This is a genomic window from Aquiflexum balticum DSM 16537, from assembly GCF_900176595.1.
GTDB classification, from domain to species: Bacteria; Bacteroidota; Bacteroidia; order Cytophagales; family Cyclobacteriaceae; genus Aquiflexum; species Aquiflexum balticum.
This window is the reverse complement of sequence record NZ_LT838813.1, coordinates 487,855-511,461: the sequence shown is the minus strand read 5'-3', so window position 1 is coordinate 511,461 and position 23,607 is coordinate 487,855. Positions and strand designations below refer to the sequence as shown.

General features: G+C 38.4%; 18 protein-coding genes and 1 tRNA gene. 7 read left to right on the top strand and 12 right to left on the bottom strand.

The features are described 5' to 3' along the window. Positions 1-6: 6 nt before the first annotated feature. Positions 7-831 (bottom strand): acetylglutamate kinase, encoded by an 825-nt coding sequence (gene argB, locus B9A52_RS02330; RefSeq protein WP_084118787.1) that lies wholly within the window; start codon positions 829-831, stop codon positions 7-9. Between the two features lie 464 nt (positions 832-1,295). Next, positions 1,296-1,368: transfer RNA gene (locus tag B9A52_RS02325), tRNA-Met, on the bottom strand. Positions 1,369-1,702: 334 nt separating this feature from the next. Between B9A52_RS02325 and era the strand changes: the two genes are divergently transcribed. The 4 genes from era (at position 1,703) to B9A52_RS02305 (ending at position 4,896) form a co-directional block, all read left to right on the top strand. Continuing rightward, on the top strand, positions 1,703-2,593 hold the full coding sequence (gene era, locus B9A52_RS02320) for a GTPase Era (RefSeq protein ID WP_084118786.1): 891 nt from the start codon (positions 1,703-1,705) through the stop codon (positions 2,591-2,593). Between the two features lie 12 nt (positions 2,594-2,605). Continuing rightward, positions 2,606-3,919, top strand: a complete 1,314-nt coding sequence (gene der / locus B9A52_RS02315; protein ID WP_084118785.1) for a ribosome biogenesis GTPase Der — start codon at positions 2,606-2,608, stop codon at positions 3,917-3,919. Positions 3,920-3,999: 80 nt separating this feature from the next. Beyond that, on the top strand, positions 4,000-4,206 hold the full coding sequence (locus tag B9A52_RS02310) for a hypothetical protein (RefSeq protein ID WP_084118784.1): 207 nt from the start codon (positions 4,000-4,002) through the stop codon (positions 4,204-4,206). Between the two features lie 33 nt (positions 4,207-4,239). Continuing rightward, a complete protein-coding gene (locus tag B9A52_RS02305; protein ID WP_231955438.1) occupies positions 4,240-4,896 on the top strand; it encodes a SprT-like domain-containing protein in 657 nt (218 codons plus the stop codon). Positions 4,897-5,169: 273 nt separating this feature from the next. Here B9A52_RS02305 and scpB read toward each other — a convergent pair whose 3' ends face one another. The 3 genes from scpB to B9A52_RS02290 form a co-directional block, all read right to left on the bottom strand. Then, positions 5,170-5,730, bottom strand: coding sequence for an SMC-Scp complex subunit ScpB (gene scpB / locus B9A52_RS02300; protein ID WP_084118783.1), 561 nt, complete (start codon positions 5,728-5,730; stop codon positions 5,170-5,172). A gap of 1 nt (position 5,731) precedes the next feature. Beyond that, positions 5,732-6,115: a TraR/DksA family transcriptional regulator gene (locus tag B9A52_RS02295; protein WP_084118782.1), complete on the bottom strand. Its 384-nt coding sequence runs from the start codon at positions 6,113-6,115 to the stop codon at positions 5,732-5,734. A 331-nt stretch (positions 6,116-6,446) separates the two neighbouring features. Then, on the bottom strand, positions 6,447-9,785 hold the full coding sequence (locus B9A52_RS02290) for a lamin tail domain-containing protein (protein ID WP_084118781.1): 3,339 nt from the start codon (positions 9,783-9,785) through the stop codon (positions 6,447-6,449). 190 nt (positions 9,786-9,975) lie between these two features. On the opposite strand from B9A52_RS02290, the gene B9A52_RS02285 reads away from it, so the two are divergent. After that, the gene (locus tag B9A52_RS02285; RefSeq protein WP_084118780.1) at positions 9,976-10,965 is read left to right on the top strand and encodes an aspartate-semialdehyde dehydrogenase; all 990 of its coding nucleotides are present in this window, start codon (positions 9,976-9,978) and stop codon (positions 10,963-10,965) included. Between the two features lie 52 nt (positions 10,966-11,017). Next, positions 11,018-12,208: a class I SAM-dependent methyltransferase gene (locus tag B9A52_RS02280; protein ID WP_084118779.1), complete on the top strand. Its 1,191-nt coding sequence runs from the start codon at positions 11,018-11,020 to the stop codon at positions 12,206-12,208. A 178-nt stretch (positions 12,209-12,386) separates the two neighbouring features. Here B9A52_RS02280 and B9A52_RS02275 read toward each other — a convergent pair whose 3' ends face one another. After that, the gene (locus B9A52_RS02275) at positions 12,387-13,319 is read right to left on the bottom strand and encodes a DUF4249 domain-containing protein (RefSeq protein ID WP_084118778.1); all 933 of its coding nucleotides are present in this window, start codon (positions 13,317-13,319) and stop codon (positions 12,387-12,389) included. A 2-nt stretch (positions 13,320-13,321) separates the two neighbouring features. Further along, positions 13,322-15,694: a TonB-dependent receptor gene (locus tag B9A52_RS02270; protein ID WP_157370040.1), complete on the bottom strand. Its 2,373-nt coding sequence runs from the start codon at positions 15,692-15,694 to the stop codon at positions 13,322-13,324. Positions 15,695-16,119: 425 nt separating this feature from the next. Here B9A52_RS02270 and B9A52_RS02265 point away from each other — a divergent pair, with 425 nt between their 5' ends. After that, on the top strand, positions 16,120-16,461 hold the full coding sequence (locus tag B9A52_RS02265) for a nucleotidyltransferase domain-containing protein (protein WP_084118777.1): 342 nt from the start codon (positions 16,120-16,122) through the stop codon (positions 16,459-16,461). 257 nt (positions 16,462-16,718) lie between these two features. On the opposite strand, the gene B9A52_RS02260 is transcribed toward B9A52_RS02265, so the two are convergent. From B9A52_RS02260 to thrC, 5 genes are all read right to left on the bottom strand, one after another. Next, on the bottom strand, positions 16,719-18,569 hold the full coding sequence (locus B9A52_RS02260; protein ID WP_084118776.1) for a leucine-rich repeat domain-containing protein: 1,851 nt from the start codon (positions 18,567-18,569) through the stop codon (positions 16,719-16,721). Between the two features lie 41 nt (positions 18,570-18,610). After that, positions 18,611-20,113, bottom strand: a complete 1,503-nt coding sequence (locus B9A52_RS02255; RefSeq protein ID WP_084118775.1) for a fibronectin type III domain-containing protein — start codon at positions 20,111-20,113, stop codon at positions 18,611-18,613. 761 nt (positions 20,114-20,874) lie between these two features. Further along, positions 20,875-21,396 carry a transposase gene (locus B9A52_RS02250; RefSeq protein WP_084118774.1) on the bottom strand — a complete coding sequence of 174 codons (522 nt, stop codon included), beginning with the start codon at positions 21,394-21,396 and terminating at the stop codon, positions 20,875-20,877. A gap of 137 nt (positions 21,397-21,533) precedes the next feature. Further along, positions 21,534-21,725 (bottom strand): DUF433 domain-containing protein, encoded by a 192-nt coding sequence (locus B9A52_RS02245; RefSeq protein ID WP_084118773.1) that lies wholly within the window; start codon positions 21,723-21,725, stop codon positions 21,534-21,536. Between the two features lie 201 nt (positions 21,726-21,926). Next, positions 21,927-23,246, bottom strand: coding sequence for a threonine synthase (gene thrC / locus B9A52_RS02240; RefSeq protein ID WP_084118772.1), 1,320 nt, complete (start codon positions 23,244-23,246; stop codon positions 21,927-21,929). Between the last annotated feature and the right edge of the window lie 361 nt (positions 23,247-23,607).

Below are 23,607 nucleotides of genomic sequence, written 5' to 3'. Positions count from 1 at the left end.
TTTGTGTTAGTGAATGATACTGGTTCCGATTCTCTTGTTTTCTTCAAAAAACTGATACAATTGCTCCGGCTTGGTTCCATTCAAGATCAGTGCTTTTGACAATCCACCGTTTAGGGCGGCTTCAATGGCCTGTATTTTGGGAATCATACCTCCTTTTATAACCGTCCCATAAAGTTCCTGTAGCTGCTTGATGGAGACCTGATCCAAAATACTTGCAGGGTCAGGAAAATCCAGGTATAAGCCATCTACATCTGTAAGCGTAATATAAAAATCAGCTTTCATGGCTGCTGCCAATGCTCCAGCAAAGTTATCTGCATTGACGTTATAGGTATTACCTTCCATATCGGAAGCAATACAGGCGATAATGGGTGTGAAGTTATTCCTGACATGGATTTCAATAAGATCAGAATCTATTCGGATAACTTCACCTACACTGCCTAAATCAAGATTTTCAATTTCTCCTGAAGCCAAAGTCATTTGAACCGACTTCTTTGTCACCAGAACCATTCTCCCATCCAAGCCTGAGAGTCCCACTGCCCGGACGTCACAATTATTAAATGTCTTTACCAAACTGGCATTGACATCCCCGATAAGCGTCTTTTGGATTTCAACCAAAGCCTCCGGACTGGTTACCCTTTGGCCCTCTATGAATTTTGAATGGATGGCAGCTTTTTCAAGTGCGCGGTTGATAAATGGTCCCCCTCCATGAACAAGCACTACTTGATGTCCTGCAAGTTTTAATAAGTGAATTTGTCCTGCAATTTTTTTCTGGAGTTCTGTATTGGTCATCGCATTCCCACCATACTTGATGAGAATTTTTGAGGGATTCATAAATTTTTGCTGGTTTTAATTGAACTTTAATTTAGAAAAACTTTCGTGATTGACTTTAAAAACTCTGTAAAACAGAATTTTATTTCATTTTTTGAAACTTATTTATCACAACAATACAGTAAAAGCAATAATCATTCCGTTATGGGGAAATATTATTCTAAATTAGCTTATAAGTCCAAATTCCTTGGATAGATTAAAATGAGACTTGGAAAAAGTATATTTAATCTGGCACATTACGATTATGTCAGGCTCAAATACAGGTAATTATAAATTCACTTTGAAATCTGCTATAGGCATGGGATGTTAAGCAAAGGTGGTACTGGAAGGTCGGTTAGCTATGAGTTGAATTTGGAGGGTTAATTTTTTTGATTATAAAGTTGTGAAAATTGTTGGCAGCTTCGGTATTTGTTTTGAATAGAGTTTAAATAATAAAAAAAGGATACCGTTTCCAGTATCCTTCGTAGTAGCGGGAACAGGACTCGAACCTGTGACCTTCGGGTTATGAGCCCGACGAGCTACCAACTGCTCCATCCCGCGATATATTTTCAATATTTCAAATCATTTTTAATTAGCGAACTCGAACTTGTGTCCGCCGCGGCGGATCCATACCGCGATTTAGTGGTACAAAAGTAAGGGTATTTATTAAAAATACAAAGGCACAGTAGATAAAAAATTATTATTACTCAAATAAACCCTCAAGTATCCATTTAGCCAAAATCAGTTTTTCAAACACATTTTTTCAATTTTTCCAATAGCAAAAGCTTATTAAGACCGAATTAACCAACAATTTTCCAAAGTTTATTTGGTCTCTTTCTCCACATCCTAAGCGTTCTAAGAAAAAATCAAGTACCTTTGTGAAAAATTATAAGTCATGACTGAAAACACACACAAAGCAGGATTTGTCAATATCGTCGGGAAACCCAACGTAGGCAAGTCCACGCTGATGAATGTGCTTATAGGTGAAAGACTTTCGATCATCTCTTCCAAGGCCCAGACTACCCGTCACCGGATTATGGGCATTATCAATGAGGACCATTACCAGATTGTTTTTTCGGATACTCCCGGAATGCTCAAACCAAAATATGAGCTGCATAAAAACATGATGAGTTTTGTCAACATGTCCTTGGAGGACGCAGATGTGATTCTTTTCGTAACCGATCTATTTGAAACTGACGAAGAAATAGAAGACGTAATTGAAAAAATCAACCAGTCAGGTGTTCCTGTGCTCTTAGTAATCAACAAAATTGACCTTTCCAAAGAAAATCAATTGGATGAAGTGACCGCTTATTGGACCCAACGCATCAAATCAGAGACGGTAATTCCGATCTCTGCGACCGAAAGTTTCAATACTGAGCGTATTCTTCAGGAAATCCTAGACAGGCTTCCCATTCACGAACCCTTCTATGACAAGGAGGAACTTACTGACAGACCGGAGCGTTTCTTTGCATCTGAAATCGTAAGGGAAAAAATATTTCTTAATTACAAAAAAGAAATTCCTTATAGTACTGAAGTGGCTATTGAGGATTTCTATGAAGAGGAAAAAATCATCCGAATCCGTGCCATCATTTACGTGGAGCGAGACAGCCAAAAAGGCATTATCATCGGGGAAGGAGGAAAGGCTTTGAAAAGAGTTGGTACTCAGGCACGTATGGAGATGGAGAAGTTCTTTGGAAAGAAAATATTCCTGGAGACTTTCGTCAAAGTGGAAGACGATTGGAGAAAAGACAAAAACAAGTTGAAGAAATTTGGTTACGACCAATAAGAACATAGCAGAATGGCAAATATAATAGCAGTAGTAGGTAGGCCCAATGTTGGGAAATCGACCTTCTTTAATAGATTAGTAGAAGAACGCAAAGCCATTGAAGACAATGTCAGTGGGGTTACCAGGGACAGGCATTATGGTCATGGACAGTGGGGCGGCAAGTTTTTTTCAGTCATTGATACCGGTGGATATGTCATCGGTTCGGATGATATGTACGAAGCTGAAATCCGGAAACAGGTAAAATTGGCCATTGAAGAGGCAAATGTAATTCTCTTTGTGGTGGATTGTTTGGATGGCCTGACGGATATGGATAAAGATTTTGCCAATGAACTCAGGGGTTCCAAAAAACCCATTTTTATTGTAGCCAATAAAGCGGACAGTCCTGAGAAATCCTTATTGGCAGCAGAATTTTATGCATTAGGATTGGGAGAAAATGAGGTATTCCCCATTGCGGCTGTCAGCGGAAGCGGTACCGGGGATTTATTGGACGAGGTAATCAAACATTTTCCGGATGAAGGAGAAGAGGACCCTGATGAAGGAATACCAAAGATTGCAATCCTTGGAAGGCCTAATGTAGGGAAATCTTCCTTTTTGAATGCCCTATTGGGTCAGGAAAGATCTATCGTTACCAATGAAGCCGGCACCACAAGGGATGCAATTCATACAAGGTACAAAATGTACGGTCAGGATTTTATCATCACAGATACAGCAGGAATCAGGAAAAAAGCAAAAGTCAAAGAAGATATTGAATTTTATTCTGTAATGCGTTCTTTGAGGACATTGGAAGAATCAGATGTTCTGATTATCATGATAGATGCGACAAGAGGCTTAGAAGCCCAAGATGTCAACCTTATTTCTTTGGGTATCAAAAACAACAAAGGAATCATGGTGATGGTCAATAAATGGGACTTGGTAGAAAAGGACCACAAGACTTTGGATAAAATCAAAAAAGACATGATTGAAAAATTGGGTGAAAATAAATGGATCCCGATTATTTTCACCTCAGTAGAAACCAAACAAAGAATTTTCCAGGCTATTGAATTGGCAGTGAAGGTTTATGAAAACAAGACAAGGAAAGTTCAGACTTCCAAACTGAATGATTTGATCCTTCCAGAAATTGAGAAATATCCTCCACCAGCTCTCAAAGGGAAGTACATCAAAATCAAGTATATCACTCAATTACCGACCAAAAATCCGGTTTTTGCTTTCTTTTGTAACCTTCCGCAATACATCAAATCTCCCTATTCCAGATTCTTGGAAAACAGGATTAGGGAAAACTTTGATTTTGAAGGTGTTCCTATAAAAATCACTTATAAAAAGAAGTAAATAAATTTTAACCGATTGCTTGACAATGCAATTAATAGAATTACATTTGCACGCTTATTTAAAAGAAACAAACAAAACACATGAAAAAGGTATTTGCATTATTAGCAATCACAGGAATGTTATTCTCTGCTTCTTGCGGAAACAAAGAGGTGACTGAAGAAGCTACTGAAGAAGTTGAAGTAGTTATCGAAGAAACTGAAGAGGCTGTTGAAGAGGCTGTTGAAGAAACTACTGAAGAAATCGAAGTAGTTATCGAAGAGTCTGTTGAAGAAGTTGTAGAAGGTTAATTTTCCTTCAAAAATTAAGAAAGTCCTGCAGAAATGTGGGACTTTTTTTATGGAATATTCTATATTCAGGGCATGAATCAGGACAGTAAATTTTTGGAAGCTTTTAAAAAACATGTCCCTGAAAATTCCGCCCAATACTGTTGGCAATTGTGGAAAGAATCGCCTTTCAATTTTTATATATCAAAAACCCGTCAAACCAAATTGGGGGATTTCAGGTACCGAAGGGACAGGAAAATCCAAACTATCACCATCAACCATGATTTGAATCCTTACCAGTTTTTAATCACTTATGTCCATGAAGTTGCCCACTATAGAGCATTTGAGAAATATGGGTTGAAAATCAAACCGCATGGCATGGAGTGGAAGTCTGTTTTCAGGAATTTAATTTCTCCGATTTTAACTGAAACTGTATTCCCCAAAGACATCCTGATTCCTTTAAAAAGACATATGTCCAATCCCAAAGCAAGTTCAGGGGCGGATCTTTTTTTGAGCAAAGCCATCAAACATTATGATGTAAACAGGAAACCTGATGTCTCTTTATTGGCGGATATAACCCCGGGAGAAGTATTTGAACTTCAGGGACGGAAATTTCAAAAAGAACTCACAAGAAGAACCAGGGTCTTGTGTCAAGAGGTCAACACCGGGAAAAAATACCTGATCTCAGCACATGCTGAGGTGAAGAAAGTATGAAGGTGGTGTTTGGATTTTTTAGGCGTGGGATGCCATTTAGGTAATTGCTTGATCTTGGTTGACAGAAGTCCGATGTCGGATGACCGATGTTGGGTGGAGTAGCTAAAGAGCTAATTGCGCTGAATGGAAGTCAAATTAGGAACTTTTATTGAAAATGAAATCCTTACCAGTTCAGACAGTAAATAACCCCTAAGTTGTTTAATTTCGACATTGCCAACTTCCGACATCGGACATCGGACTAACTCATCCCTCTTCCTTTATCCTTCATCCTTCTCAATCCTTCTCCTCCCCAATTCGATTTTCTTCGCTAAAAAAGTCCTTGGGCTGGGGGAGATCCGTCAAATTATTGATTCCGAAATATTCCATGAATTTATTGCTTGTCCCGTATAGAATCGGTCTGCCTACCGAATCCGATTTCCCTTTGATAACAAGCAATTCTTTTTCAAGCAATTTTTGAATAGAGTAATCGCAGTTTACTCCTCTGATATGTTCAATTTCAGTTTTGGTAACTGGTTGCTTGTAGGCAATGATGGAAAGGGTTTCCAATTGAGCAGTAGACAGTCTTTTTTGTGATTGTTGTTTCAACAAAATTGACACGCTCACCTGATAGGCAGGTTTGGTCAAAAATTGATATCCTCCACCAATTTGATCCAAGGCAAATGAAAATTCCTCATTGCTGTACTTTTCCTGCAAAGAAACCACAGCATCAAGAATATCCTCTTTCGGAATTTCAGATTCAAACATCTCCGTCAGACATTTCTGGATTTGGTCAATACCCAACGGAGATGGGGAGCAAAATATCAGCGCCTCAATATGCTTGTTTAAAAAATCCAACTTATTTCTTGGCCAATTTTGCCTCTATAGAATGCATGGTATGCGGTACTGCCTTCAATCTTTCCTTGGCGATTAATTTGCCCGTATCTACACAAACCCCATAAGTTCCGTTTTTGATTCTGATCAGAGCATTTTCAAGATTAATAATGAATTTTTGTTGCCTTGCAGCAAGTTGATTCATGTTTTCTCTTTCCAAGGTATCTGCACCATCCTCTAAAAGCTTGGCTGTAGAGGCGGTAAAATCAGTCCCGCTGTCATTTTTTTTGCTGAGTGTTTCTTTAAGCGATTGTAATTCCTCTTTAGCTATGCTTAATTTTTTCAATATGATTTCCTCAAATTCCTTTAATTCATCTGGGGCATAAGCTGTTTTTCCTTCTTGACTCATAGCTTTATCTTTTAAGTGTTTAATTCCAATCGAATAACAAAGGTGATTGAAAAGTCCCCTAAAATACGCTTACCTTTTTAAAATCAAAAATAAAAAAACCGTCTATGACGGTTTTTAATTTGGGGAAAGATTTTGCAACCTCTTTGCCAGCAATTTTTCGTCTGTAGATAAGCGGTATCTTATGCTTAGATACCTTTGAATGACCTTTAAGGTCTTTCCTTTTTTTAAGAAATAAGTTTTCAATGTTTCAGTGATAATATCAGGTTTCATGGGTCAGGTTGTTTGAGGTGAAATGAAGTTACAGATTTTTCATGAAATCTTTCACAAGGGATCAAAATTTTGTTCCAACAACTACGGTTTTTTTTATTTGCTTTACATTTCCCTGTAAGTCAAATATTTCAACCCATACCACATAATACCCCGCCCGGACTTTAACGCCCCCTGAATCGGTTCCATCCCAATTGTAAAATCCTTCATTTCCCCAGATGGCATTTTGACATAATTCCCTTACCAACAGTCCATTGACACTGTAAATCCGAATGGTTCCGGCCATCCCTGTTTGATCCATTTTATACTTGATACTTGTGAAGGGTTGTTCACCCACTCCATCAGGTACAAAAACCTGTGGAGATACCTCAATTCCAAAACCAACAAATCCATCATGAATCTGAGAATTTTTATATCCAGGTGTAGCAAAACCTTCGGAAGCGGAGGCAGAGTACCAGTTATTTGGATCATTTACAGAAATTTGGGGAGAAAGCCTTTCTAAGGAAACACCTTTAGTTTCTCTCAAAAGTCTGTGGTGCATCTTGTCATCATAGCTGAATATTTCCGAAATTGTCTCGTCAGAATTTGACAGTACCACATTTCCCGATGATATGGGATAGCTTGGCAATGAGGAATATTCCAAGAATTTTTCTTCCCTTCCTTTGGGGTATTCGGACTTCAATTTCTCTTTGTCAGTGGTAAATACCCAAAACGTAAAAGGGGCAATGACAAAATCTTCACTGAAGAGTACTCTTCTATTGGCCACTTCTCCATCTGCATTGAGATTTGCCAGCTTCCAATCTTTCAAATTGATATAACTGGATGAGGCATTATAAACTTCCACAAACTTTGGGGAACCGGTTCTGGGATTGAATAACACCTCATTGATTATTATATCTCCAAATTTCGCTTTCGAAGGAATTACAAAAAACACCTGGCTATTTCCATCCAAAAGGTTGCCGATACAATCCCGCAATCCTTTAACTGCAACTTGGTAATAAATGTCAGGTTCCAGAATTTCCTCGAATTCAAGGATTAAATCAGTTACGTTTTCTCCTTGGCTTACATTTTTCAGATCAAGGCTAGGCCGGAACTCCCATTGTAGATTTTGAATGTTGGCGCTGAGCGTTTTTGAAAAAGAAAGTAAAACACGCCTATCACCGATAATTTGCGATTTGACAAAAACAGGCGCTGATTTATCAGGAGTTTCTTCAAATACTGAATTGATGGAGCCGGGGGTACCTCTTTTTGGGTCAGAAGAAGGCCGGATATTGTTCAGTAAATTACATTTCACAAAGGGATTTACAATTTCCAGACTGTAGCCACCCGAAGCTATAGCGCTTCCCCCATAGCTTGCTGTATTATAATCCAAACTGTCGATAACGAGATTGTCCGCATCCAGTAATTTGATTTTATCCGAAGAGTTGAGTAAACTGGGCCAATTCGTTAAACCTAAAACTTGTCCATAGGAAGTGAACTGATTAGCCTGATTTCTAGGGGCAAAAATAATGTATTGACCTGGTTCCAAGACTCCGGAAGGAATTGTGGTCACTCTTCTTGAATTGGCCAATTGTAGTCCGCCTAGATAAATCGGGCGGGTTCCGGAATTAAAAAGTTCAACATATTCCACATTGGGAAGGCTATTTCCAGCCCGAGGTGCGGCCATTACTTCATTGATGACAATTTCTTTGAAGGCCAATTTACCCGGATCTGTAAAACTGAAAGGATATAATAAATTGTTTGCAAAATTTCCATTTAGGTCCGAAACTCCATCAATAGTCAGTGTATATTCGCTTCCCTCTTCAAATTGAAATCCCCATTCAATAATCAATTGGTTAGGATTGGATTGTAGCAATATTGAAGTTGGCGGAATACTATTGATCCCATAAATTGTCGGGATAAGGGCAAAAACAGGATCCAATGGTTCCGAAAAAACTGCCAGTATTTTGTTCCTGTTCACAGGTAAGACATTTACAAGTTCAGGTGGAGTAGTGTCCCAAACAAAATCCCGCTTTGATCCGGGAATCATATATCCCCTGACACTTTTTCTAACCCCCATTTGAAAAATAAAAACCTGACCCTCCAGGAATGCCATGTTACTTTCCAGTTGGATGATGTTTGGCTTTGGGAAACTGATCGAAAAATTATAATCTGGATTATCATCCACACTGAATCCAGCAACATCCACAGAATTCAAATCTAGATCGATCTCATGGACAATTATAAGTTTGGTTTCTGACTCCAAATAAACAGCTTCTACAAAATCATGATAGAGGAAAGACTTCCTTTGGACTCCACTCATTATTTGCCCCTGAACATTTTGGATATTGCTGACTTCGATGTCCACTTTTTCACCCAATACCAGCTCTTTAGCCAAACTCAGCAAGACTGAAAATCCATTTTCAAAAAGCTCAATTTCATCGGGGGGTATTCCGTTGATTTTGAAATGAGAAGACTGCGAAACAGAAGCCGGAAGAAATGGCTGTGAAAAACTGATGGAGAGCCTGTCAGGAGTTTCTATAATTATCTTCCCGATTTTTATTTCGGTATTGCCGATCTCATATTCAATCTCATCTGTCATTCGTCCATCCAATTCCTGAATCCTTTCCAGATTCAACCAGATTCTTTCATCTTGGATCAAAGAGGAGGAAACTAAGACAAAAGAGGTATCGGTATGGAAAATCAGTTTATTTATGGGATACCTTCCAAGATTGACCTGCGACAGTGTAGGTTCCAAAACTTTTCTATCCAAGACCACTTCCACCGAATAAGGATCCAACAAAACTGCACTTTTAACCTGAATCGGGTCTACGATTTGGTCACCCTGGAAGACCCCAAAATCGTCCATAAAAAATCTTGCAGCTGACCCTGTTCCGGGGCCATATTTTACTTCAATTTTCAAAACCAATAATTCCTGATCGAAGAATTGTTCAGGAACGGCAATTTCATAAAGGCTATATGCTGTATTGAGATTAGGAAAACTCACATTGGACCCGACCTGAGTTTTTGACTCGAAAACCTGAAAATCCTTGGAAAATGAAACTTCTACAATAGCAGGCCTGTTCCCCGTACCATTTTGTCTCGTTTTTCCAAAAAAGGTGATTTTGGGATCAGCCAGGTCTAGCGTTGAGGTTTTGAAATATATCTCCCCATTGAAAGAACTAATGGGCTGAACTCCCAAAGCCTTTGATCCATTTCTTCCTTCCCCTGAGGCTTGAAAAACTCTTGCAGCAGTATTTCTCAGCTCATTGGCCGACCAATTTGGCAAAAACTCTTCAGGATGGTTGACAATGTCAAAGCTGCTTTCAAAATCCTGAACCTGTGCAAAAACTTTGTTTCGGTCTAAAAAACAACCTAGTAGAGTTAAAGCAAGCCAAACCCCTACAAAAAACCTAGGCTTCATATACCTAAATATAAATAATCAACCTTGCTTCAGATTCAAAATAAACGGATAACTGAATCTTCTTCAATTTCTTTCAAAAAACAGCATATTTTTTTGAACATAAAGCAATTATCATTTGACTCTATATCATTTTTGAAAATTCTTGCCTTACCTTTGCCCTTCATTTATAAAAACCAATTAACACAAAAAAATGAAACTAGCCGTTGTAGGAGCTACCGGATTGGTAGGCTCAGAAATCCTCGAGGTGCTGGATGAGCACCAATTTCCATTTGACGAATTGCTACTTGTAGCCAGCGAAAGATCAGCAGGTAAAAAGATGACTTACAAGGGCAAGGAGTATACGGTAATTGGATTGAAACAGGCTGTTTCTGAGAAGCCGGACGTTGCGATCTTTTCTGCAGGCGGAAGTACTTCTTTGGAATGGGCACCACAGTTTGCCGCTGTGGGTACAATTGTTATTGACAACTCTTCTGCATGGAGAATGGATGCTACCAAAAAACTGGTTGTTCCTGAGATCAATGCCAAAGACCTGAGAATCGATGACCGCATCATTGCCAATCCAAACTGCTCTACCATTCAGATGGTTTTGGTTTTGAATCCATTGCGATTGAAATACGGAATTAAAAGAATTGTGGTATCTACTTATCAGTCTGTTACGGGCACCGGAAAAGCCGCTGTGGACCAAATGATGGCCGAACGGGCCGGACAACCTGCTGAAATGGTTTATCCCCATAAAATTGATTTGAATGTATTGCCACATATTGATGTTTTCCAACCCAATGGCTATACCAAGGAAGAAATGAAGATGATCTTGGAAACCAAAAAGATTTTTGGAGACAACAGCATTCAGGTTACTGCAACTACTGTCAGAATCCCAACTATGGGTGGGCATTCGGAATCAGTGAATGTGGAGTTTCACAATGATTTTGATCTGGATGAGGTTAGGGAAATCCTATCAAATACTCCGGGTGTAGTGGTTCAGGATGATCCTGCAAACAACATATACCCAATGCCTCTGACAGCACATAAGAAGGACGAAGTATTTGTTGGTAGACTGAGAAGAGACGAATCCCAACCAAACACCCTGAACATGTGGATCGTGGCAGATAACCTGAGAAAAGGTGCTGCTACCAATGCCGTTCAGATTGCAGAATACCTGATGGAACACAGCATGGCTTAAGAATATTGTTATATTCATGCGACATGTCGTGAATAAAAATAATCATTAAGTAATGCCACCAACAAAATATACAGCATCACTAAAACAATTTGTGCAGGACCACCAATCGGAGGATCCTGCACAATTGCTTTTTGCTTATTCGGGGAAAACTGATTTTGACCTGAAAGCCGCAGTGCAGCAGATTCAGGCAAGGCAGAAAGCAAAACAAAAGCTCCCCTCTTGGGCTGCCAAGCCTGACCTGATTTTTCCATCTAGCCTTTCTTTGGAGCAAGCGTCTTCTGAAGAAACCGCCAAATTCAAATGCGGGATTCCTACAAAGGGAAAAAGTATGGTTGACCTGACAGGAGGATTCGGAGTGGATACTTTTTATTTAGCTGAAAATTTTGGAAAGGCAGTCTATTGTGAGAGAAATCCCGAACTGTCAGCAATAGTCGAACACAATTTTAATCTGCTCAAACCAGATAAATTTGAAATATCCCAAGGTGATTCTTTCGAATACCTTGCAAAGTCGGACATGACTTTTGATCTGATTTTTGTGGACCCTGCCAGAAGGGGAAATCACAACCAAAAACTGTATAAACTTGCAGATTGCGAACCCGACATTGTCAGCCATTGGGAGCTTTTGAAATCCAAAGGCCAATCCATTTTGGTCAAAGCCTCTCCCATGTTGGACATCAAGCAGGCAATCATTGAAATACCTGATATCCAACAAGTTTGGGTAGTATCTGTAAAAAATGAAGTCAAGGAGGTACTGCTTTATTGGGAAAAAGGAAAAGTAAGTAACGAGAGGATTATCCACGCTATCGATTTGAAGTCAGGAGGTCCAAGGGAACTTTCATTTACTTATGAAGAAGAGGAATCAAGTGAAAGTATTTTTGGCGAAGTCGGAAAATTCCTGATCGAACCTTATTCTCCGATTTTGAAAGCCGGGGCTTTCAAAAGTTTTGGGGGAAGGTTTGGATTGAAAAAACTGCATCCAAATTCACATGTATATACCTGCGAGGTTTTGCCTGATGAAATTCCTGGAAGGATTTTCGAATTGATCCAAGAAATCAACAATCCCAAGAAAGAACTGAAACAACTCTTCCCAACTGGAAAAGTCAATGTCATTACCCGAAATTACGCCTTATCAGCCGATGAGCTCAAGAAGAAATATAGGCTGAAGGATGGGGGGGATAGTTTTTTGATTGGGACGAAGGTTGGGGAGAAGTATAGGCTTTTTTATTGCAATTTATTAGGTTAGTTATTCTTTGCTGTCGTCAGTGTCTCCACTGACGACCTTCCTTTTTTCGCGGTTGTCAGTGGAGACACTGACAACCCTCTTTTTTTTCGCAACCACGTTTCATTCCTCCACGAAAGGGAAAGTGAGTGAAGACACTCACTTCGGCGTTAAAGTTTATTGACAAAACGTCTATTAAACTTCAATCTTCAACCCTCATTTCAATCACCCTTTGATCAGTATTCCTTGCTTTGAAAATCCCAAGGCCGTTTGCGATATTATTATAGACAAGCACCGGCTGGGAAAGTATATCCCCATTGTTGTACCGTTGAAGGTCTGCCGTATCATAATACCTGTAAAAGGCTTCTGTCACATGGGAGAAATTGATAGTAACTTCCAAGTCCCTGTTTCTTATAATGCTGGTTCTGAATACAATTTCTGAATCTGGCCCATTAAGCAGGACATCAGTAAAAAGGATAACATTCCTCATCAAATGATCCTTTTTATAAATGGGGTTGACGGGCTCGGGAGAGAGATCGGAATTGTAATAAAAAAGTGTCGTATCTCCATCTATTACCACAATCTCACTTCCGAAAATCTGACCCGAAATCTCATAAAAATTTCTCTCTGAGGGATCTTCGAATTTTATTGAAACTTCAAAAATATTATGAGAATCAAATGAACCATCTGGACCTAGGTTGACCATATCTATGGATTTAATATTTACATTTTTTGGAATTTCCTGCTGACTGCTGATTGATGGCAAACCGGACTTTTCAGCAAAAATCCCATAAGTTTCTCCCTCTTTGAATTCATATCCGTCAAGGAGATAATGCGCGTCGTTTTCCCATGGTTTACTATTGTCTACAAAGACCAATGGGAGAATTTGCCCTTCCTGAGCTTTGATAAAAACATTTGCTCCTTCCACCAATTCAAATTGATCATCATAAAAATCACCTCCTTCTAAAACTCCTCTGCTTTTTGTAAGAAATACTTTAAGTGTACTTGTAGGCTCCAAAAGGGCATTCAAAACCAGTCTTGGTTCTTGATCGGGCAATTCGACTTCAAGAAATTGCTCACAGGAAATCATGGCAATTAAACCGATAAGAATAAATTTGTGGCAATTGATTTTCATAATTAAAAGCTAAATCTGTAAGAAACGGAAGGAGTAATCGGGAATAAACTGAACTGCCGCAGCTGATTGCGCTGCAGATCATAATTGTATGAGATATCCATATAAAACGGATTCAACCTACTGTATAAATTGTAGATTGAAATATTCCAGGTTCTTTCACCCCACTTTTTGGGTTTGTTGAAATTGATCCCCACATCCATTCTGTGATAATTCCGCATCTGAAAATTATTTCTGGAATCGAAATGCTCCAAATACAAGCCTCCATAACTGGTGTTGGTATCATTGATTACCGAAAAAGAATGCTGATACCTCTGTGTGGGCACAGTGATAAAATTACCGCTTCCAAATACCCAAGTCCCTGAAATATCTATTCTTTCGGATAATTTGTGCACCGCTGTCACGCTGATATCGTGCCTGCGATCATACCGAAAAGGAAACCATTCCCCAAAATTTATCTCCTCAAATCTTCTTTCTGTCTTGGAAAGGGTGTACCCTATCCAACCTGTAGTCCTTCCTGTCTTTTTATGCAACAACAATTCAAGTCCATAACTTCTCCCTTCTCCTGAAGTAACCTTTTCCTGCCAATCTTCAGAAGTATTGAGGAAAGAAGCACCGTCCTGATATTCAATGACACCCTGCATATCTTTGTAATAGGCTTCAGCCGAAAACTCCAGTCCATATCCAAGATTCTTAAAATACCCTGCCGCAACCTGCCAACTTTCCTGAGGTCCTATTTTGTCGGTTGAAGGTACCCAAAGATCTGTTGGCAGTCCCAATCCGGCATTGGTCAGCAGGTGTACAAATTGCGCCATCTGCACGTAGGAAAGTTTTAATGAGGAAGTCGGATCAATAAGATACCTCATAGCTATCCTCGGCTGAAAGGAAGTGTAAGTTTTGGTATCAGCAAAGAATCCGGAAAAATGAGCGCCAATATTGAACTTCCACCTACCACCCACATTGAAGTCATCTTCTATATACATGGACAATTCACGGGAATCTGATGGTATGGCCCCTTCTCTTGTTTCAGGTCTTTCATTTTCTCTTGCCACAAAAACACCCGGTGTAAACTTATGGTCAATCAACATCCCTCCCCAACGAAAATAATGCTGTGGGTTGGGGATAAAATCAAAATCAGCTTTGAAGGCAAAATCCCTGATTCCTGAGGAATAATTGGCCACAAAAAAGTCACGGGTAACATTCCCGCCCTGGTTTTCTGTAAAAATATCCTCGTATTCGGAGAAAAGTTTGAAACGATACTTTGTAAATGTTCCGGTGAAATTGGCAAATAGCCTTTGATTGAATATATGGTTCCAGCGCACAGCTGCAATATTATTTCCCCAACCAAGTCCTGCCTCCTCATGACTTTGTACGGTACCTTCATTATCCCAGCGCTCATAACTGGATTTATAACTGGAATAAGCCACATCATTTCCTCCATAATAACTGACATAGAGCCTGTTTTTTTGGTCAAAAATATGATTGATTTTTGCATTGACATCATAGAAATAGTACCCCACATCTTCCTGTCCGCCAGTTGAGCTTCTGATGATCGGTCTGGCAATCAGGTCAAGATATGTCCGTCTTGCTGACAGTAAAAATGAAGTCTTATCCTTTACAATAGGCCCTTCCAAGGTAAGTTTGGAAGCTATCAAACCAATACTCCCTTCACCTTGGAATTCTTTCATATTACCCTCCTTCATACTAATATCTATCACTGAAGAAAGCCTTCCTCCATACCTGGCAGGAAATCCGCCTTTAATCAGCTCCACATTATTGATGGCATCAGCATTGAAAACAGAGAAAAAACCAAACAAATGGGTGGCATTGTAAACTGGTACCCCATCCAACAAAACCAAATTCTGGTCAGGACTTCCCCCCCTGACATACAATCCAGAAGCCCCTTCAGAACCTGATTGAACCCCAGGTAATAATTGGATGACTTTGAAAATATCCACTTCTCCCATCAATGCCGGAAGATTCTTAATGTCTCTCAATGGGACATTGATTGTGCCCATTTGGGAACTTTCTTGAATTGGATCATCTTTTTGCCCCTCAATCACTACTTCTTGAAGATAACCCGCAGGTTGAAGCTCCACATTCAAAAGGGTATCCCTTTCAAGATTTAAAGAAATCAGCACTGGTTCATAGCCGACATAGCTAAATATCAAGTCAATTTCTTTCTCAAAAAGAGAGTAACTGAAAAAACCATAATTATTGGTAATGGCACCTTTCTGGTTTTTTTTGTCAAAAATATTGACGCCAATCAGCGTCTCGCCATTGTCCGCATCCTTTACAGTCCCACTGACCGTGACTTTTTGGGCTAAAGAAATGAAGCATACCCCGTTTAGAAAGCAAAACAACATGATACTTTTCATGGAAATAATAAGGTTAATCGGGGATGAAATTAATCTTTTAATTTTAAAACCAATGTTAAAATTTCAAAAATTAAGAAGAAATAGTTTTGGATTAATCTTTCGCCGTTGTCAGTGTCACCACTGACGACCCTCGATTTTATCGTAACCTAATTTTCAATCTAGGAATGGAAGTGAGTGGAGACACTCACTTCGGCGCCGGGTCTTACTGAAAGCTGGGTAGAAATTTACATTGATGCTGGTATATCCTTATATTTATCAAAAACAATCAAATGACTGAAGACATTCGTTGGGAGCAAAGATTCTCAAATAGTGAAACAGCCCAAATCATTGCTGAAGCTATCATCAATGAATATTTTGAGCTGTTTTAAGCTTCTTCTGGAGAAATTGGAAAATCAAAGAAGCGGTAGAACTGGAAATTTATTCTCATGAAAACAGGATTATCAAAGGAAGTATGGAATGAAATCACAGAGGTTTTTGAAAAGTTTACCAAAATTAATCAGGTTATCCTTTTTGGGTCACGGGCTATGGGTAATTTCAGGGAAGGTTCAGATATTGACCTGGCAGTAAAAGGAGATCATATTGTACTGAAAGATCTATTGGATATCGAAGTAGCCTTGGAGGACTTGGAATTAATTTACAAAATTGACTTGGTGGATTTCAACAAAATCAACAATCCCGAACTTCAAGCCCATATTGATAGGGTGGGAATGGTTGTATATTCCAAGAAAATGAATAAAATCGATACAACATCTTTAAAAACCTCTTGAAATTGCTTTTAAAAAGAAGGTATTTCCGATTGTAATAACATAATCAACTAATTTACTCATGAAAAAAATCTTTAAATAATCCTTTTTAGCATTATCCAGGAGTTATTCGATATTTAACCCTAATATTTAAAAAAAGCCATATAAACCAATATAAACACATCTAAAATGGTCAATATCGTATACATGATTTTTAATCGAAAATTCTTCTTTTGATAGTTGAGTATTATTTAATGATACCCCCTAAAATTTCAAGAGATCTAATCGCCTGGTAAAGTAAAGGTTATGTCTGTATCTGGAAGCATTTCTCTCAACTTAGCTAGCTGACTCTCTGAGAAATTATTTCCATTGACTGCTAAATATCGAAGTGTATCTGCCAGTTTTGCCATTGAAGGAGGAAATTCAGAAATTTTATTTCTTCCTATATCCATTATATATAAATTATCTAGCTCTCCTAAGGAAGAGGGTAGGTCTATGATTTCATTAGAAAATAATCTTACATCCCTTAAGTTTTTGAGCTCTGCAAAACTTTCTGGTAATTCTTTTAATTTTAAGTTGCTGGCACTTAGTCCAGTAAGGTTTTTTAGATTTCCAATGTCATTTGGTAAGTAGTGTAATTCTCCATGTAAACCTAGAGATTCTAGATTGACAAGTTGATCAAAGCTTTCTGGAAGCCTTGGCATCCTCACCACTAATAGTAATCTCCTTAATTTATTCAAATTCCCGAATTCTGCTGGGATTTCCGTTAATCCTGTGCCGCTTCCTATAGACAAATCCTTTAGTTGCGTCAAATTGACAAAACTTTCAGGAAGTCTTCGGTAATCACCAGAAAGCCATAAGGTTTCAAGATTTGTTAACCTTCCAAAGTCTTCCGGAAAAACAGCATTATTATATCCTGTGACTGTGAAAAAACAGAATTTCAGAGAGGATAAATCTGAAAAAGAAGCAGGAATACTTTCTGATAGAACAGGGCCTCTAAAAGTTTCTAAGTTTTTAAGATTTCCAATATTCTCGGGAAGTTTTTTTATGTTATTCAATTCCAGACTTACATAATTAAGGCTGGTCATTTCACTGAAACTTTCAGGTAGGCTGGTCAACCCAGCATGCACCATATCCAGATATTTTAATTTTTTTAAGTTACCTATACTCTCTGGCAGTGTACTGATATAAGGGATTGAGCTTATAATCAGCGTGTCTAGTTCTGTAAGATTTCCAAAGTCCTCCGGAATACTGGTAAAGTAATTGTGAGAGAGGTCTAAGTACTTCAGCTTATGGTAACTTTTCGTGATCACCTCTGGAAATTCGTAGATTGGATTCCCGGGTAATACTAATTTTTCTAAATGTTTAAGAGCCTGAAGTTCTGGAAATTGTTCCAGATCGCTGAAGATCCAAGCTCTTCCTATTCCAAGCATAGTGATTTCAACCACATCTCCATTTTCATTTTCTTTATAATAGTACTTGTTATCCAAAATGCCCAACTCCTGAAGTGCTTCAAGTTGTTGGTATTCTCCACTGCTGAATTCCACAGTGGCTGAGGCAGATTTGCTTCCATACCAAGTGGTCCAGGTAATTTCTACTGTTTTGTTTTCAAATCCATAAATGAGAACATTAGGATCTTTTTCATCATCTAAACCCTGATTACTTAATCCCCTTAGATGATGAATATCTCCGTTTATTGTCCATAGACCCTTATCATAGGTTTTGCCGTTTAGCATAATCCTCGTTTGATAAGATGAGTCGCTCACTACCGTTATTTCGGTCTCTAAAGGAGCAAAAGTTACTGTGACAGTATCTGAACTGCTCTTCTTTCCGTTCGATACCTCCCAGAGTAATTGATATTTTTCCCCGGGCATTCCATGAAAAATGCTTTTGGGATTCTTTGGATCTTCGAAATAAACTTTGTCTTCAGCAAGCCCACTGAGGATCGTCCACAGGCCGCTTTCACTCAACTTTAAACTATCAGCATTAAGTTGAATTGAGAATCTATTCACATTCAAAAAATCCTCGCCACCATCGATAACGTAGGGTGGAACCACTGGCTCTTGGTCTTCTTTGGTTTGGCAAGACACAAGAAAAAATAATCCTGTAATAAGTAAAAGGCAATATTTCATAACTAAAGCATATAAATTATTGAGTCGATTAAATTATAGAATTAACCTTCACTTGGAAGTTTTCGGAAATTCCCAAATGGATCTGTTTTAATAAATAATATTTTGCTGTGACAATAACCTAAATTCCACCTACTTGCAGCAATTCTAAAACCCATATCATCATCCACGAGGATATCCCTTGCGTAAATATTTGAAGTCCATTCTCCATATATTGAGCGCCATTCTTCGGTTCGATTTTGGTTAAATTTTGTAAGACTCATTTTCGCTTCATAAGAATTATCATCAGCTCTGCCTAGGACAATCAATCCCTTGTCAGGAGTTTCCAAAATGGAATAAAAATGCGCGAACTCATTAGTTTGACTCCAGATTTCATCCCCTTGAGCATTCACTTCAAAAATTCTAGCTCGATAAGAATCTGTCTTGGTTGCCCTAAATCCACCAAAAACATAATTCCCATTGCTGAGAGCAATTACTGATTCCGGAAAGTCGTAGTTTTCATCACCATAGGTTTTTTCCCATAAAATCTCCCCGCTTTTTGTTAAGCTTATCAGTAAAAAATCAATCTGTTCGCAAGACCCAAAGTAAGACTCTTCGCGTGTGCAGCCATTAATCTCCCGCGAACCAAGAATTATCAAGTTCTGATCAGGTGTAATAATAATTTTTTTAAAGTTATTTCTTAATGAATTATCAAATTCCTTTTCCCAAAGAATATTTCCTCCTTCACTTAAATTCATCAAAATCCCCTGAGAAAGCACATCAGTTTTTTCCGATTCTGAATCTCCAATAAGGTAGATGTCTCCATTGCTATCTTCAATGATATCTTTAATTTCCACACCGCCTATATGTCTGTTAAACCTTTCAATAACTTTTACCCAAATCTCATTTCCATTATGGTCTAATTTCAAGACATGATTATCACTAATAATTAAAAATCCCGTATTAGTAAGTGCGGAACCAAAATCCCAGATTTCACCATTGTCATAAGGGTAGTACTTCATCCAAATTTGATTGCCCAGCGGATCAATTTTTGTAGCATAGTTAAGGTAGTTGGATCTGTTTTCTAAGATTTTTCCCAATACCAAATAATTTCCGTCTTGAGTATTCAAAATAGAGTTGATGAAACCATTCGAACACTCCTGATCAGGATTGAAATTCACATAAGTCAGGAAATTGAGATAATATTTTGTAGTAGTAAATTCGAAATCAACAGCAGTTTGCATACCCTGTGGGTCTTCAGCTATCACTTTGCCTTTGTACTGTGTCAATTCATCAAGATTCTCTATCACATAGCTTGTACCACTAGTGTCTTTGAGAATAAATTGTTCATTTAAAGAGATATGGTATTTGGGTTTGAAGCCTTCAGGATCATTTGATAACTCCCATCGAATATGAGCTTGGTCGTAATTGATGCTGTCTATGTAAACTTTAAAAATTTCTGGAGCCAAATTTTCAGGCTTAGGATCTTTGATTTGACCATCTACAATTGAACTATTACAGGAAATGAATAAGAGAAAAAAACAAAGGGAAAAAATGAAGGTTTTCATAGCTAGATAAAATTCTCTTGTTCCTAAAATTGTCTAATTCTTTTTTGAACAGACTATACTTTTTCAAATATTAAACTTTTCTTTTAAATATCAAAAGGAATTAGTTAAGTACTTGAAATTGAATAAATTGATTATAAAATCATCTTTTCCTTTACCTAATTAGGTTTATCATTTTTTAAATAGATGTATCTAAAATAATCCAGGGGTAGCCAATTAGAATTGGCTTTTAACTAATTTACGCAGGTTACTGGCATCGAGGGGAGCAAAATCGGATAATGCGCCTCTTCATAGTCTTCCTCAAAATCCGAGAGAAGGTTAAGTTCCACAAATCCTTTTGCGAAAATGTTAGGAAAGTCTTATGCGGTAAAATCGCATAGCATATCCCAAATATCGGGGTACGGATAGAAGAAGGGCCCATCAGGAATTATGTTCCTGACGGCTCTATTTTACTGTTTAATAACTTCCTAAACTCCCCAAAATCATTACCAATAGCCATAGTCTGTTTTTCACCTTTCATAAATTCCTTTAACCTATCAGGAATTGGCAGGTCGATGGTCAAGGTTTTTCTCCATTTTTAGCACACATTTAAATTGAATCTTTGAATAGAAAATATTAATAATCAAAAATCAATACTTTTTCTGTCGCCGTCGTCAGTGTCTCCACTGACGACCCTCTTTTTTTATAGCAACTCCTGTTTTCAAGTTAATCCCAAATGGAGTGAGTGAAGACACTCACTTTTGGAGTCACACAATCATTTCAGCTTAAATCCTCTCCCCCACATGATTTAAAAAGCCAAACCCATCAATACCGTTTTCATAAAATCCAAATGATGAATATGGGTAATTTAAGGGATTATCAACCAACATCCATTTTCCCCTGCATGGGTTATTGTGGATATATTCCAATTTTTGAAAAATTACTTGTGGGCTGTATAACTCAATGGGAAGCGAATCCCTCTGCCAAAAGCAATAGGCTTTATTCACTTCTTCAACTTTGAATTTGGTTAACAATTCCTGATTATTTTTTCTCAGGTCCTTTAAAAACTGATGGCTTGTAAACTTTAGAAAGCTGGCATGTGGCATTTCCTTTTTGTTTAGATCCAATAGCTCCCAAATCAGGTGGATATGGTTTGGCATGATCACAAATCCATAGATTTTGATCAATTGCTTATCTGTAAGATATTTTAAACTGGAAATGATAATTTTTTTAAATTTCTCTTCAGTTAACAGTGGGATCCATTTGTGGATGGTCGCAGTGAAAAAATACATTCTTTCTAATTCCATAAAAAGTCATTTTAAAAATTGAACCAGTCTAATTTAAATAAATTAATCCATCAATCGCATTTGGAGGTTAAAAATAATGTGAGTAAAGGAAAATCAGATTGGCTTAAACTCCACCCAGGGAAAGTGAGTGGAGACACTCACTTTGGCGCAGATAAAACAGCTTGAAGCGATTCTTGGGTTAAGCGGGGATAATTTTCGAGGATTTGTTGTTCCGTCCAACCCTGAGCCAATAGCCCAATAATATGTTCGACTGAAATCCTTGTTCCTTTGATAGTAGGCTTTCCTAAAAGTATGGTATTGTCTGATGTTAAATATTTTTGCCATTCCATATTTCAAATTTATGAAAATCATTCCTGAAATGCGAGCCACTATTTTGCAAATTAGCTAAGAAGATGGGAATCGACTTTACGCATTCAGCAGTGGCTCAACTGACGACCCACAGTTTTATCGCAAGCTTTTCCATTTTCAAACTTGAAATGGAAGTGAGTGGAGACACTCACTTCGGCTATAATGTTCACTTTCAAAAGCACCTATCTGTGTCCATCAGTGAAATCTGTAGTTAAAAACACCCTAAACTCCCCAAAATCATTCCCCATTTCCAAAATTTGTTTTTCCCCTTTCATAAACTCCTTTAACCTATCAGGAATCGGCAGGTCAATGCCCAAGGTTTCATCGACCACGGATTTGAATTTGGCAGGATGGGCGGTTTCAAGAAAAATACCGATGTATTCTCCGGGATTCATTTTCATAAAATTCCTCAACCCCAAATAACCCACAGTACCATGGGGGTCCATGATATAGCCTGATGCATCTCTGACTTTTATCATGGCGTTTCTGGTATCCGCATCATCAAAGTAAAATCCTTTTACCTTTTCACGGAATAATTTTTCATTATTGGCATAAAGCGCCAAAAGCCTATAAAAGTTACTTGGATTACCCACGTCCATACTGTTGCTGATGGTGCCGATGGAAGGCTTGGAAGCAAAAGGGCTGCCTCCCAGGAAATCCGGCACGACCTTATTGATATTAGTGGAGGCTATAAATTGGGCGATGGGCAGCCCCATTCTTTCAGCCAAGATACCCGCTCCAAGGTTACCGAAATTACCACTGGGAACAGAGACCACTATTTTCTTACCTGATTTTGGAAGTCTTGATATAGCATAGAAATAATACAGGCATTGCGGAATCCATCTGGCAACATTAATGGAATTGGCTGAGGTCAGCAACATCTTTTCATTGAGTTCTTTATCCAAAAAGGCCTGCTTCACCAATGTCTGACAATCATCAAAAACGCCGTCCACTTCAATAGCCATTACATTTTCACCCAAAGTGGTAAACTGCTTTTCCTGCAATTCGCTGACTTTTCCTTTTGGATAAAGGACGATGACTTCCACTCCTTCCACCTTGAAAAACCCATTCGCCACTGCACTACCGGTATCCCCTGAGGTGGCGACCAAGACACGAACTTTCCTACTTTCCCCCGCCATCAATATGGACATCAGCTTGGAACAAAACCTCGCCCCAAAATCCTTGAATGCCAGAGTAGGTCCATGGAAAAGCTCCAGGCTGAAAATATCATGCTCTAACTCTACCAAAGGCGCATCAAATGCTAATGTATGATCCACCAATTCTTTGATTTGCTCATTGCTCAATTCATCTCCGAAAAGAGTCCCAATCACCTCATAACCTATTTCCTTAAAGGTCATTTCCGGCAACTTGTCAAAAAACTCTTCGGACATCACCGGAATTTCAACAGGCATATACAATCCCTGATCCGGAGCTAGTCCTTTGACCACAGCTTCTTTAAGGCTTACAAGATGGTTGGGGTTATTGGTGCTGTAGAAGTTCATAGGAGGTAGAATTAAAATTGGAAAATTGAAAAGACTTGTCCGCCGAGGCGGATTTTAAGATTGGAAAATTATCTGTCTATTTATACGCTGTGTTTTGATTTCTTGTCTCTTGGCGCTCGCCTCTCAATTCTTGAAACATCATGAAGTTACTTGAAACATTATTTTCTAACTAACGAAATGTTCAACCCCTTCAGGGTTGATGGATCAACTTCAATTATTCCATTACCCCACGTTTCACACGGGGCTATTCAAAGTTCAACCCTTTCAGGGTTTTAAGTCAGGTATTACATTTACTTTTCTTCCCAATACTCATAGCTACCTCTAATTCTTTTGTCTTATGTCTTATGTCTTGCGTCTTGTG